We start from the raw sequence: 11,795 nt of genomic DNA on the forward strand, positions 1-11,795 counted from the left end.
CGCGGATATAAGGTTGGGAGGGTGAGCCTGTCAAGCTTCGAAGCAACCAGCTTGCCGGCTTATCGTCATTATCGAAAAGCTTTGTCGCCCGGAGATTTGGTTGCCGCCGCCGGGGTTGAGTTCGCGGTGGCACGTCGCTATGTCTCGGCCACGAGTTTAAGAGTTTGAAACAGATGAAGCCGCGCATTGCAGTCCTCGGTTGCGGATACTGGGGCAGCAACCATATCCGCACCCTCAAGGCGCTCGGCGCGCTGCACGCGGTCTCCGACACCAACCGGGCCCGTGCCGAAGGCTTTGCCAGCGAGCAAGATTGCCTGGCGATCGAGCCGGACCAGCTGTTCGTCCGTGACGATATCGACGCTATCGTCATGGCACTGCCGCCGCAATTCCATGCCGACCTTGCCGTGCGTGCCGTCGAGAGCGGCAAGGACGTGCTGGTGGAAAAGCCGATCGCTCTGACGGTAGCGGACGCCGAGCGTGCGGTGCAGGCGGCCAAGGACAATGGCCGCGTCTTCATGGTCGGCCATGTCCTGCGATTCCATCCCGCTTTCGAGACGCTGAAAGGGCTGATCGACAAGGGCGAGCTCGGGGAAGTCCGCTACATCCACTCGCACCGGCTCGGGCTCGGCAAGTTCCACACCGAGAACGACGCGCTGTGGGACCTGGCGCCGCACGATCTGTCGATGATCCTGGCGATCACCGGCACCGAGCCGATCGAGGTGCGCGGCGAGGGCGCAGCGCTCCTCGACAATCTCAGCGACTTCGCGCATCTGCACATGCGCTTTCCCAACGGCCTGCGCAGCCATCTCTTCACCTCGCGGCTCAATCCCTATCGCGAGCGGCGGCTGACCGTGGTCGGCACCAAGGCGATGGCGGTGTTCGACGATGTCGAGCCATGGGAACGCAAGCTTGCCGTCTACCGCCACGCGGTGTGGCAGGACAGCGGCCAATGGGCCTTCACCACCAATGAGCCGTCCTATGTCGGGGTTGCCCAAGGCATGCCGCTGACGCGCGAGCTGGAGCATTTCATCCACTGCATCGAGACGCGGGCCGAGCCGCGCACCAGCGGCGAGGAAGCGATCAGGGTGCTGCGCATCCTGACCGCCGGCACAGTCACCCACACCAAGTCCTGAGACCGTTTGGAAATTCTACTCCGGCGGCCATCTGGTGGCGTTTTCTGCGCTTCCCCGTTCTACTACGTCGACGCAGTAGAACTGTGCTCACGGACCCAAATGTCCGCTCCGCGCCGGTTCTCAAAAACACCACTATATGACTCGACTCGCCAGAGCGAATTTCGAAACGGTCTCCGAGAGGACGGAGCCCCTATTCAGCGGGAATCTGCGCCGGCCTGGCGGCAAGACGGGTCAGCATGGCCTCGGCCTCGGCGCCGCGCTCCGAACGCTCGATGAAGCCGCCGCCGAACACGCGGGCCTCGTTGCCGTCGTCGGAGTAGAGCACGCAGGCCTGGCCCGGCGCGATGCCGGACTCGCCGTCGACCAATTCCACCCATGTGGCGCCGGCACGATGATGCAGCACGGCCGGGCGCGGCGGTCGCGTCGAGCGAACCTTGGCGAATAGCTCCAGGCCGCCGCTGGGGACGTCTGCGAGCGGTCCGTCGCCCAGCCAGTTCATGTTGCGCAGATAGATCTTGTGCGTCTCCAGCGCCTCGCGCGGGCCGACCACGACGCGGGCGCGGTCGGCATCGAGGTGGACGACGTAAAGCGGCTCGCCGGAAGCGATGCCGATGCCGCGGCGCTGGCCGATCGTGTAGCGCAGGATGCCCTCATGGCGGCCGAGCACGCGGCCGTCGATATGGACGATGTCGCCTGGATTGGCGGCGGTCGGCTTCAGCTTGGCGATGATGTCGGAATACTTGCCCTGCGGCACGAAGCAAATGTCCTGGCTGTCCTGTTTGGCCGCGACCGTCAGCCCCATCTCCTCGGCAATGGCGCGAACCTGCGGCTTCGACAGGCCGCCGAGGGGAAAGCGCAGATAATCGATCTGCGCCTGCGTGGTGGCGAACAGGAAATAGCTCTGGTCGCGGTCGGCGTCGACCGGCCGGTAGAGCGCGCGGTGGGCGCCATTGGCGCCGGAGCGGATGTAGTGGCCGGTGGCCAGCGCGTCGGCGCCAAGCTCCTTGGCGGTGGCCAGCAGGTCGGCGAACTTCACCGTCTGATTGCAAGACACGCAAGGGATCGGCGTCTCGCCGGCGACATAGCTTTCGGCAAAGGGATCGATGACCGCCTTGCGGAAGCGCTCCTCATAGTCGAGCACATAATGGGGGATGCCGAGCGTCTCGGAGACGCGGCGGGCATCGTCGATGTCCTGCCCGGCGCAGCACGAGCCGGCCCGGTGCGTCGCCGCGCCATGGTCGTAGAGCTGCAAGGTGACGCCGACGACATCGTAGCCTTCGCGCTTCAGCAGGCCAGCGACGACCGATGAATCGACACCGCCCGACATGGCGACGACGATGCGGTTGGTTTCGGGACGTCCGGGAAGATCGAGACTGTTCATGATGCTTTCGTTCTACGCGGCGTCTCAATGCCAATGTCGAGAATATAGGTCAAGCTTTACCGGCGCGCCAGCGGGCAGGGCGATTCATGGGGGCGATCGATCCGCGTGAGGGGATGCAATTTCCCGGGCCAACCGGGGTTTCTTCCCCGGCAAACCAGGGTTTGCGGGCAGATGGTTCAAATGCCGGTGAAAAGACTAACGCGGCGTTCATGATCCTTACCTAGTCATTAGGGTCTGCTTAGGCAATTTTTAAAGCTGTGGCGGTAACGTGGCGGGGATTGGGTCTTTGAGTTTTTTGTAGAGAGTACGATGACCGATCTGGTTAGACCGAGAGTCAAGTATGTTATTGGGCCTGACGGCAGTCCTCTTACGATTGCCGATCTGCCGCCGACGAATACACGTCGCTGGGTTATCCGGCGTAAGGCGGAAGTGGTTGCGGCAGTGCGCGGCGGGCTTTTGAGCCTGGACGAGGCATGCCAACGCTACAAGCTCACCACCGAGGAATTCCTGTCCTGGCAGGCGTCGATCGACGAATATGGCCTTGCCGGGCTGCGCACGACGCGCATCCAGCAATACCGGCACTAGCAAAATTCGCTTCAGGAACGGCGATCGTGAGTTAAGGGGCGGCGCAACCGCTGCTCTTCGCTCGCCTAGCCCATCGCGATCTTCGCTACATGGACATGCTCGCCGACCCGCGGAGGGCGAGACATGATCGCGCCCCTCTTCTTAAAAACTGCGAGATGAAGGCCGCACCCAGCGATCGGGAATCTATTTCACAAACGAGCCAAGAAAGTTGTCGACCAAATCCTCTTTCGTCTCCAAAAAAAGACTTTCGATGGTGAGGTCCATCTCTTTTTGAGCGATAATAGCGTCGATCTGTGCGGTTGGGAGGGGACTGGCGAATCGGCAACTCAGCGCGTGCTGTGTTCTTTGGACCAGATAGCAGCTCACCAGTTCGGATTTATCATCACCATATTGCAGGTAAAAGTAATCCGGACTGCCGGAAAAGCTGCCGACATACAGCGCCGCTCCACCTTCGGACAGGTCCAGCATGCGAAAATTGTTGCTCTGTACTTCGCGCAGGCCATGTGATGGAAAGATGAGGCGAACAAGGAAATTGACGTTCCTTCGAACCCATCTGCGCTTTTCCTCGACGCCGCCAGAATGTTCCACGAGTTCTGTTCCAATATCTAAGAATCCAAGTATTCCTCGGCCCTTACTTCGGTATCTTGGGTTAGAAACCTTAAGGACCGATAAGCGGTTCTGCTCGAATTGGTTCTTCCCGTATGACTTCGCGAGCGCGTATCCGCTTCTTCAACATCGCCGATCTCGCTTCACGGTCGAGCGAGACGATCGCGCCGCGGGTGTCTATCTGGTGGTTTGCGCGCTGCGCAAAGGCCGGCTGCGCAATGGCGAGCTTGCCCGCAAGCTCGAAGGCATCACGCCGAAGATGCTGACGCAGACGCTGCGCGTTCTCGATCGTGACGGACTGGTGCGGCGCGAGATCTTCCCGGGGATCCCGCCGCGCGTCGAATATGAATTGACGGATCTCGGCCAGAGCCTGGCGGGGCTGCTTACCCAGATGCTGCTTACCCAGATACGGTCATGGGCGGAACAGCATGCACCGGACATCAAGATGCCAGGGCGCGGGCGGCTGCCGAATATGAAGGCGATTTGGCCGCCTAGGTGGCTTCCAGTTCTCTTGGCGACCTTGCCGCCAAGGCTGGGCGAGGTCATGCGCCCGCCGGGTTGGCAAGCGCCGGAGCCGCGTGCGGGCCGGGCTTCAGCCGATCATGGCGCTGCGGCCGCCGACTTCGGCTTCGCGGATCTTGGTGTCACGCGATTCCAGCATTTCCGCCTTGGAAAGCTCCGCTTCAGCTTCGCCGAGTAATGATTCGGCAGTGCTTCGCTGCTGAGCGAGGTCACTTTGCGAATTTCTGAGGTTGTCGCGGCGCAAACGCGCCGCCTTGGCGAAGGTCGGATAGGCGAAATGGTTGATGTCGGTGATGCCGGCCTTCTTTTCTTCAGCGGTGATCTGAAGCTCCAGCTCGACGGCCATGCGTTCGAACTCGGCGATCATCATGTCGAGCTGCAGCAGCTGCCGCCGCTTCTCATTCACCTGAAATTGTTTCAGCCGAACGAGGTTTTCACGTGACTTCATGATTCGGTACTCCCGGAAACGCACACCCGCACTTATCGTCCAAACCACCTGGAAGGGCCCAGGCCGCACCCGTGTCCACCGCCTTTCCCCGAACTATGGGAAACAAAACCCTAAAGTTTTTTGCCGGCGGTAACCATTCGTTTACGGGCATTGTTAATCATACGGGTCAGGACTTAAGGCCGGGTAAAAATTCCGGCCGCCGATGCGGAAGCGATGTCGATGAGTCCCTGGAGTCACTTAGTCCAGATTGTTGATGTGTTGCATTAGGATTTGGTTCTGAGATTCGTTATTAGATTCAAGAGGGTGTAGAAAGAGGTTAAAAAATCTGGTACCGTCATGGACGGGAAATTAGGTTTTGTTAACCATTTAATGGCAGCCTCTGCACAAGGCAACCACTGCTCCGGGTCCGGACGGGTCGTGAAATGGTCCGGCAGCAGAAAAGGGGAATGAAATGCGTGTTCTGCTGATAGAAGATGACAGTGCAACCGCACAAAGCATCGAGCTGATGCTGAAATCGGAAAGTTTCAACGTCTACACGACCGATCTCGGTGAAGAGGGCGTCGATCTAGGCAAGCTCTACGATTACGACATAATCCTTCTCGATCTCAACCTGCCTGACATGTCGGGCTACGAGGTTTTGAGGACGCTTCGCCTTTCCAAGGTAAAGACGCCGATCCTCATCCTCTCCGGCATGGCCGGTATCGAGGACAAGGTACGCGGCCTCGGCTTCGGCGCCGACGACTATATGACCAAGCCGTTTCACAAGGATGAGCTGGTCGCCCGCATTCATGCCATCGTGCGGCGCTCCAAGGGGCACGCCCAGTCGGTCATCACCACCGGCGATCTCGTGGTCAACCTCGATGCCAAGACCGTCGAAGTCGGCGGCCAGCGCGTACACCTGACCGGCAAGGAATACCAGATGCTGGAGCTGCTCTCGCTGCGCAAGGGCACGACGCTGACCAAGGAAATGTTCCTCAACCACCTTTATGGCGGAATGGACGAGCCTGAGCTGAAGATCATCGACGTCTTCATCTGTAAGCTGCGCAAAAAGCTCGATGCGGCGTCCGGCGGCCAGAATTACATCGAGACGGTCTGGGGTCGCGGCTATGTGCTGCGCGAACCCGAAGACATCCGCGTCAGCGCCTGAGCGAAGAACACGTTCTAACTTATTCAATAAAAAACCCGGCTCTGCCGGGTTTTTTGCGTGATGGGCTGATAAGCATCCGTTTTACGCAATTACCAGCAGAAAACCGTCACGCACTCTTCCTGGAATTGCTCACCACCGCCGAATCAGGCGCGATCCTCAAGGCGCTAAAACGCTCAAGCAATTGCGAACGGTTGAACGGCTTCAAGAGATAGCCCTGGGCGCCAGCGCGCTTGGCCCGCATGATCGAAGCGATATCGAGCTCGACCAGTGAAATCAGGATCTGCGGCTTTATCGGGCTCTCCATGGCGCGCACGCGACGGATGAGATCGACCGCCGCCACGTCAGGCAAGGCGCCGTCGACGACGATGATGTCGGGCATATCGGCGGCGCACATCTCCAGCGCGTCAAGTCCGCTGGCGGCCTCGATGATAACCATTTCGGAGCCGCCCAGGATACGTTTTGCAACCTTCCTGATGACGCTTGAATCGTCGACGAACATGCAGCGTTTCATTTCCGGGTCCTCTTTGCCGTCTGGCAATCCGGCAGCGTCGGGGGCATCGAGAGGCACCATAGGCCAATCCGGTAAAGAAGCCGAAAAGGCGTTAGGTAAAATTTTTGCAAAGATGGCGGCTGCTGACTTTTATTCGCGAATGCTTCAATGCCGCCTAGGCAACTAAACGAATTTCATGCCAATCAGCCGGAATTACAGATTTCGATGTAAAAGTACTTTGGCTTCTCGACCGCGCTATCAGACCGCCGCAAACACGATTTCTTCAGGCGTCGCGTGGATCGATATCGTCATACCGGCTTCGCGCGCCAGAAGCAGCGTGTAATAGGGTTGCACGGAATGCGCGTCGATCGGTTCTTCCGGCTTGTGGCCGGAATGCAGTTCGAGGAATTTCGGCGGCACACGCAGCATCGGGCCAGCCGCGGCGAGCGCGAAACGCGGCTCGGTCTCGAGGTTTTCCAGGGTCACCGAGAGCTTGCCACCGCGCGGAATGGCGGCGTTGGCGACGAGGATCAGGTTGAGCAGCAGCTTGACCTTGTTCTTTGGCAGCAGCGCGCGGGTCCCGTTCCAGGTCAGTTCCGGCTTCTCGTTCTTGAGGAAGGCGATGGCGACCGCTTCGGCATCGCCGGTATCGATCAGCATGCCGGCCGAGCCGGCGGCGCCGAAGGCGATGCGGGCGAACTGCAGGCGGGCCGAAGCGTTGCGGGCGCTCTGACGGATCAGCTTCATGGCGTCTTCGTCGGCGCCGCCTTCATCGAGCAGTTCGAGCCCATTGTTGATCGCGCCGACCGGCGAGATGATGTCGTGGCAGACCCGGCTGCACAAAAGCGCCGCCAGATCGGGTGCGGAAAGGGTGAACAGATCGGCCATCGGCGAAAATCCCAGCAAAATTTTACAATTCATGGCCGAGCGATCGATCGTCGCCTGCCCACACGAATCACGCTCTCTCTCCTCGGACTTTCTGAATACACAGCGTCCGTGCGTGCAGCAACAAATCCAAATTGTGGCTATGGCAAATGGCGTTCACGAAGGCTGCCGACCCCACTTGAGCGACCCTAAACAGCCTTTGAACCGCCATGTTCATGTGGGAGCTTAATGGTTGAAAAAGGATTACGGCATAGTTTGCCCGTAACAGTTACCCTTAACGGCCGGCTAAAAGAGCCGTACGGGGTGCGAGGCGTCGGCGAAGGTGCTCCCTGACGGAGATTGGAAGCATGTTTTCCCGATTCTATGGCCGGACTTTTTTCCGTGTCCCAGACCGGACGGTTGTTCGTGTCATCTCAATGGCGATTGCGCTCATGGGCGTTCTCGCCTTCTCGACTTCAGCCCTACGGGCCCAGGAATACACCGCTCAGGAGATTGTCGATTCCGGTCACAAGTTCTTCGGCGCGACATCGGGCGGGCTCGCCACGGTCGTCGAGAAGATCTTTGCTTCCTACGGCCTGCCCAACGGCTATCTGCTGGGCGAGGAGGGCTCGGGCGCGCTGATCGGCGGTCTGACCTATGGCGAAGGCACGCTCTACACCAAGAATGCCGGCGATCACAAAGTATTCTGGCAAGGCCCGTCGCTCGGCTGGGACTTCGGCGGCGAGGGCTCACGGGTGATGATGCTGGTCTACAATCTCGATGATGTGGGCAGCCTCTACAACCGCTATGGCGGCGTCGCCGGCTCGGCCTATGTGGTGGCAGGTGTCGGCTTCAACGTGCTGAAGAACAATAATGTGATTTTGGTGCCGATCCGTACCGGCGTCGGTGCCCGGCTCGGCGTCAATCTCGGCTATTTGAAGCTTACCGAGCGCGCGACGTGGAATCCGTTCTGAGCTAAAGGTCTTTGGCTTTATGCATGTCGCTAGCCCAAAACCGGGCCACTTTTGGGCGACAAGCGTTAAACCCGTCAAGTTGCGGCAAGCCCTTGCCGCAACGCTGGATTTCCGCCATGTCAACGTGGCACGGTCAAAAGCGCTCGACGCGTTTTTGGTTTTATCTTGTTGCATGTCGTTGCGCCAAACCGGTTCTCATTTTTTGGACGACATGCATTGGTTTGATGGTTGCCGTCCACAACGGGTAGTCACTTGGTCCAGTCGGTCCTGTTCTTCGTTCTCGGCTTTCTCTGCGCCGGCTTTCTGGCGCTTATGGTGGCTCCGGCCATATGGCGTCGCGCCGTCACCCTGACGCGTCGACGTATCGAAGGCTCGATCCCCCTGACGCAAACCGAAATCCAAGCGGACAAGGATCGCATCCGCGCCGAGTACGCCATGTCGACGCGCCGCCTCGAAATCATCGTCAAGGCGTTGCGCGAGAAGGCAGCTGAGCAACTCGTGGAGATCAATCGCGGTCGTGAGGCCCTGAAGGGGCTGGCGGTCGAGCGCATGGACAAAAGCCAGGCGCTGACCGAGCTCGGCGTCACGACCGAGGCGTTGCATCAACGCGAGAGCGAGTTGCGGCAGCTTTCGGAGCGACTCAAGGAAACCGAACGCAAGCTGGAAAAACGCGCGCTCGAGCTGGAAAAGCTGGAGCGCATGTATGACGACGCCAGTTTTTCCTCCAGCAGCCGGCAAATCGAGCTCGTCGCGCGCGAATCCGAAATGCAGAAACTCGCCAGCGACATTGCGCTGCTGCGGGGCCAGCGCAAGGAGGCGGACAGGCGCGGCCAGGAGATCGCGGCCGAAAGCAAGGCAGCACGCGAAGCGCTGAAAGCCGAGAAGAAAAGGACCGCTGAGCTCGACAAGAAGGTCGAACGGCTGCTGGCGACGCTTGCCGACCGCGAGGACAAGCTTGAACGCCGCGAAAAGGAACTGGCGCGCATGCGAGAAAAATCGAAAGGCGAAGACAGCGCACCGGACTTGCGGCTGGTCGGCAAGGCTGGCGAAACCGCCAGAAGCGACGACCTCGACAAAGCGATCGCCAAGCTCGACAGCGATCGTGAGCGGCTAGAGGCGAGGCTGACGGCGCTGGCGCTCGAGAACAAGCGGCTGAAGGCGGATCTCACAGCGCTGGCCGCGTCCAATCCCGCGGAGGTCAGCTCCGCCCTGCGCGAGCAGATGAACGAACTGGCGGCGGAGGTCGTCCACCTGACGGCCAAGCTCGAAGGGCCTGGCTCGCCGATCGACAAGGCCTTGGCGGCCCCTTCGGATGTACGCTCCGGCAACCGGAGTCTTGCCGACCGCGTGCGGGCGCTGCAGAAGGCTGACGCGACAAGCTGAAATCAGGTCTCTTTTGCCGAAAAATGATGCAGGGTGATGGCTGATGCGGCTGCGACATTCAGGCTGTCGAAACCTTTCGACATGGTGATCCGCACGGTGTGCAAGCGCGCGAGCAGGCTGTCCGGCAAGCCTTCGCCCTCAGTGCCGAGATAGAGTGCCAGGCGTTCGCTCCTTTGCGCATCGCGGATGTCGGTCCGCCCGCGTGGCGTCAGTGCGAATTGTTCGAAGTTCCGCCGGCCAAGCATTGCCATGAAGCCGGCGGCGTCGGTGAACGACGCGAAAGGGATCTTGAGCGCGGCGCCGACTGAAACGCGGATCGCCTTGCGGTAGAGCGGATCGCAGCATGTCGCGTCCAGCAGTATGGCGTCGGCACCAAAGGCGGCGGCGTTGCGGAAGATCGAACCCATATTGTCATGATTGGCGATGCCGACGAGCACCACGACCAGTGCCCCGGCCGGCAAGGCATCGATCAGGGCCTCGGCGGACCGCGGCGTCCCCTTGCGGCCCATGGCCAGGATGCCGCGATGCATGTGAAACCCGGCGATTGCGTCCATCACCGCGCTGGTGGCGACATAGACCGGAAGGTTGGCCGGCGCCTTGCGCAGGATGCTCTCGAGGCCGGAGAGCCGGTTCTCCAGAACCAGAACCGATTCGGCGCCAAAGCGTCCGGCCGAGAACAGCAGGTCCAGCACCACCTTGCCTTCGGCGACGAAGCGGCCTTGCCGGCCGGCGAGATCGCGCTCACGGATGTCGAGATAGGCAGCGACGCGCGGATCTTGCGGGTCGTCGATGCGAATAGGGTCCATGCGTTCCTCGCCGCCGTCGCATCGGCTCGAAAATCCGGGCCGATTTCCCGGCGCTCACCTTTGGGTTCGGAAAGCACGATGCGACAATTCGGGACGGTCAGCTAGCTCCATGCGCCCTGATAGCGCATGTCGGCTCTGAAATCGCCGGCGAGGCGGCTACAGGACGGTCAGGTTCCGGCACGGCGCAAACGGTGCGCCATCTGGGACAAGTCATCCTTGCCGCTGCCGAAAATGCCGTCCAGCATGACAAGCAGTTCGCGCACGGCGTCGGATTTGCAGGAATAGTAAATCATCTGCCTGTCACGGCGGGTGTCGACGAGGTCGAGCGCACGCAACTTGGCCAGATGCTGGGATAATGCCGATTGACTGAGCATCACCTTCTCGGCGATGGCGCCGACCGACATTTCACCGTCGGCGAGATAGCTCATGATCAACAGCCGCTTCTCATTGCCCATCAGCATGAGAAATTCGGCCGCGGATTCGGCGTTGACGATTAGCTTTGTCGAGACCATTGATGCCCCATGCTTCTTGTTCATCCCGACGCCATGGGGGCAATGGCGTCTGATTCCATAAACTCACTTGTCAACCGGCGCTGGCGATTCAGCGCCACCAGCAAAAGGTAGAGCATTTCATTTAAATCTCAAGTGTTGCTTTTGATCAAACATAATTAAGTCCAGTCTCCGGCGTCGACCGAGGCCCGGCCGCTCTTGGCCATCTCGACCAGAACGTGTCGCAATTCGCGCGCTGCCACCAGGGGTTGCGGGAAGAAAACCCGGCAAGTGTCATCACCCGATACCAGATCCATGCCATCGGCATCGAAGCCGGTAATGGTCCAGCCGTTGGCGGATGCTGTCGCGAAATGCCGGGCATACACGGCGATTGCGTCAAGATGGTCGGCGTTCATGTGATCGATGGCGGATTGCTCGCTCGCCGCAAGCTCCTCGACGATCGGCCCGCTGGTGAGCAGATCCGACCGATCGAGATGATAGGCCTTGCCGAAACCTCCATTGAGGCTGGCGCGTTGCGGCTCGAGGCGAAAGATCGAAAAGTCGCCGAGACTGGCGTAAAGTTTCGCCTTGGGATTGTGGTTGAGATAACGGCGCTCGGCGCGGGCGTGTTCGCTTGATCCGCGATCGAGCCGTGCCGCCCGGCAGACCAGTGTCAGGCGCGGGTGCGCAAGCGGGTCGCCCTTGCCGGGTTCGCCAAGCAAAAGGGAGCAGCGCGGATCGGCAAGCAGGGCGCCGGTGTGCGCCGAGAGCATCGACACCAGGATCAGCGGCGCGCCGTCGATGTCGGTGGCCACGCCGACCCTGCTGGCCAGCGGTGAGCCGGTTTGCGGTTCGATCACCGCCAGCGCGCCAAAGCGGGCGTTGCGCAGAAGCGTCTTCGCCAGCCGGATCGCTTCGGCGTCCGTCTCGCGGATCACGTCCTTCTTCGGCTCGTCCAAGGCATCACT

At 60.4% G+C, this 11,795-nt stretch carries 14 protein-coding genes; 6 read left to right on the top strand and 8 right to left on the bottom strand.

The genetic code is table 11. The annotated features are described in order from the left end of the window. Window positions 1–173 precede the first annotated feature (173 nt). The gene (locus tag NKH19_RS18925; RefSeq protein ID WP_352865926.1) at window positions 174–1,133 is read left to right on the top strand and encodes a Gfo/Idh/MocA family protein; all 960 of its coding nucleotides are present in this window, start codon (window positions 174–176) and stop codon (window positions 1,131–1,133) included. Window positions 1,134–1,323: 190 nt separating this feature from the next. On the opposite strand, the gene mnmA is transcribed toward NKH19_RS18925, so the two are convergent. Beyond that, window positions 1,324–2,514 (bottom strand): tRNA 2-thiouridine(34) synthase MnmA, encoded by a 1,191-nt coding sequence (gene mnmA / locus NKH19_RS18930; RefSeq protein ID WP_352865928.1) that lies wholly within the window; start codon window positions 2,512–2,514, stop codon window positions 1,324–1,326. A gap of 309 nt (window positions 2,515–2,823) precedes the next feature. Here mnmA and sciP point away from each other — a divergent pair, with 309 nt between their 5' ends. Beyond that, window positions 2,824–3,099 carry a CtrA inhibitor SciP gene (gene sciP, locus NKH19_RS18935; protein WP_013529904.1) on the top strand — a complete coding sequence of 92 codons (276 nt, stop codon included), beginning with the start codon at window positions 2,824–2,826 and terminating at the stop codon, window positions 3,097–3,099. A 183-nt stretch (window positions 3,100–3,282) separates the two neighbouring features. Here the strand turns inward: sciP and NKH19_RS18940 are convergent, their stop codons facing one another. After that, on the bottom strand, window positions 3,283–3,687 hold the full coding sequence (locus NKH19_RS18940) for a hypothetical protein (protein WP_352866095.1): 405 nt from the start codon (window positions 3,685–3,687) through the stop codon (window positions 3,283–3,285). Here NKH19_RS18940 and NKH19_RS33570 point away from each other — a divergent pair. Beyond that, window positions 3,614–4,405, top strand: a complete 792-nt coding sequence (locus NKH19_RS33570; protein ID WP_502910978.1) for a winged helix-turn-helix transcriptional regulator — start codon at window positions 3,614–3,616, stop codon at window positions 4,403–4,405. The genes NKH19_RS18940 and NKH19_RS33570 overlap by 74 nt on opposite strands. On the opposite strand, the gene NKH19_RS18950 is transcribed toward NKH19_RS33570, so the two are convergent. Then, window positions 4,298–4,675 (bottom strand): hypothetical protein, encoded by a 378-nt coding sequence (locus NKH19_RS18950; protein WP_056595903.1) that lies wholly within the window; start codon window positions 4,673–4,675, stop codon window positions 4,298–4,300. The two genes, NKH19_RS33570 and NKH19_RS18950, sit on opposite strands and share 108 nt — an antisense overlap. A gap of 451 nt (window positions 4,676–5,126) precedes the next feature. On the opposite strand from NKH19_RS18950, the gene ctrA reads away from it, so the two are divergent. Then, window positions 5,127–5,822: a response regulator transcription factor CtrA gene (ctrA, locus tag NKH19_RS18955; RefSeq protein ID WP_006203583.1), complete on the top strand. Its 696-nt coding sequence runs from the start codon at window positions 5,127–5,129 to the stop codon at window positions 5,820–5,822. A gap of 106 nt (window positions 5,823–5,928) precedes the next feature. On the opposite strand, the gene NKH19_RS18960 is transcribed toward ctrA, so the two are convergent. Together NKH19_RS18960 and chpT are read right to left on the bottom strand one after the other, a co-directional pair. Then, window positions 5,929–6,333 carry a response regulator gene (locus NKH19_RS18960; protein WP_352865930.1) on the bottom strand — a complete coding sequence of 135 codons (405 nt, stop codon included), beginning with the start codon at window positions 6,331–6,333 and terminating at the stop codon, window positions 5,929–5,931. Window positions 6,334–6,570: 237 nt separating this feature from the next. Then, a complete protein-coding gene (gene chpT / locus NKH19_RS18965; RefSeq protein WP_352865932.1) occupies window positions 6,571–7,200 on the bottom strand; it encodes a histidine phosphotransferase ChpT in 630 nt (209 codons plus the stop codon). Between the two features lie 413 nt (window positions 7,201–7,613). Between chpT and NKH19_RS18970 the strand changes: the two genes are divergently transcribed. Continuing rightward, a complete protein-coding gene (locus tag NKH19_RS18970; protein ID WP_352865935.1) occupies window positions 7,614–8,150 on the top strand; it encodes a DUF1134 domain-containing protein in 537 nt (178 codons plus the stop codon). 252 nt (window positions 8,151–8,402) lie between these two features. Then, on the top strand, window positions 8,403–9,533 hold the full coding sequence (locus tag NKH19_RS18975; protein ID WP_352865937.1) for a coiled-coil domain-containing protein: 1,131 nt from the start codon (window positions 8,403–8,405) through the stop codon (window positions 9,531–9,533). A 2-nt stretch (window positions 9,534–9,535) separates the two neighbouring features. On the opposite strand, the gene NKH19_RS18980 is transcribed toward NKH19_RS18975, so the two are convergent. The 3 genes from NKH19_RS18980 to NKH19_RS18990 all read right to left on the bottom strand — a co-directional run bounded on the left by NKH19_RS18980 (window position 9,536) and on the right by NKH19_RS18990 (window position 11,786). After that, on the bottom strand, window positions 9,536–10,339 hold the full coding sequence (locus NKH19_RS18980) for a TrmH family RNA methyltransferase (protein WP_352865939.1): 804 nt from the start codon (window positions 10,337–10,339) through the stop codon (window positions 9,536–9,538). Window positions 10,340–10,506: 167 nt separating this feature from the next. Continuing rightward, window positions 10,507–10,851, bottom strand: coding sequence for an ArsR/SmtB family transcription factor (locus NKH19_RS18985; protein ID WP_023760638.1), 345 nt, complete (start codon window positions 10,849–10,851; stop codon window positions 10,507–10,509). A 155-nt stretch (window positions 10,852–11,006) separates the two neighbouring features. Beyond that, entirely contained in the window at window positions 11,007–11,786 is a 780-nt protein-coding gene (locus NKH19_RS18990) for a HugZ family pyridoxamine 5'-phosphate oxidase (RefSeq protein ID WP_352866083.1), read from the bottom strand. Window positions 11,787–11,795 lie beyond the last annotated feature (9 nt).

This window comes from Mesorhizobium sp. M1338, assembly GCF_040318045.1.
Classification (GTDB): domain Bacteria; phylum Pseudomonadota; class Alphaproteobacteria; order Rhizobiales; family Rhizobiaceae; genus Mesorhizobium.

Bases quoted from the DNA above. Each gene is read 5' to 3' on its own strand.
- NKH19_RS18970 (WP_352865935.1), top strand. From the start codon at position 7,614: ATGGCGATTGCGCTCATGGGCGTTCTCGCCTTCTCGACTTCAGCCCTA.
- NKH19_RS18960 (WP_352865930.1), bottom strand. From the start codon at position 6,333: ATGAAACGCTGCATGTTCGTCGACGATTCAAGCGTCATCAGGAAGGTT.
- sciP (WP_013529904.1), top strand. From the start codon at position 2,824: ATGACCGATCTGGTTAGACCGAGAGTCAAGTATGTTATTGGGCCTGAC.
- chpT (WP_352865932.1), bottom strand. From the start codon at position 7,200: ATGGCCGATCTGTTCACCCTTTCCGCACCCGATCTGGCGGCGCTTTTG.
- NKH19_RS33570 (WP_502910978.1), top strand. From the start codon at position 3,614: ATGAGGCGAACAAGGAAATTGACGTTCCTTCGAACCCATCTGCGCTTT.
- mnmA (WP_352865928.1), bottom strand. From the start codon at position 2,514: ATGAACAGTCTCGATCTTCCCGGACGTCCCGAAACCAACCGCATCGTC.
- NKH19_RS18950 (WP_056595903.1), bottom strand. From the start codon at position 4,675: ATGAAGTCACGTGAAAACCTCGTTCGGCTGAAACAATTTCAGGTGAAT.
- NKH19_RS18980 (WP_352865939.1), bottom strand. From the start codon at position 10,339: ATGGACCCTATTCGCATCGACGACCCGCAAGATCCGCGCGTCGCTGCC.
- ctrA (WP_006203583.1), top strand. From the start codon at position 5,127: ATGCGTGTTCTGCTGATAGAAGATGACAGTGCAACCGCACAAAGCATC.
- NKH19_RS18925 (WP_352865926.1), top strand. From the start codon at position 174: ATGAAGCCGCGCATTGCAGTCCTCGGTTGCGGATACTGGGGCAGCAAC.
- NKH19_RS18985 (WP_023760638.1), bottom strand. From the start codon at position 10,851: ATGGTCTCGACAAAGCTAATCGTCAACGCCGAATCCGCGGCCGAATTT.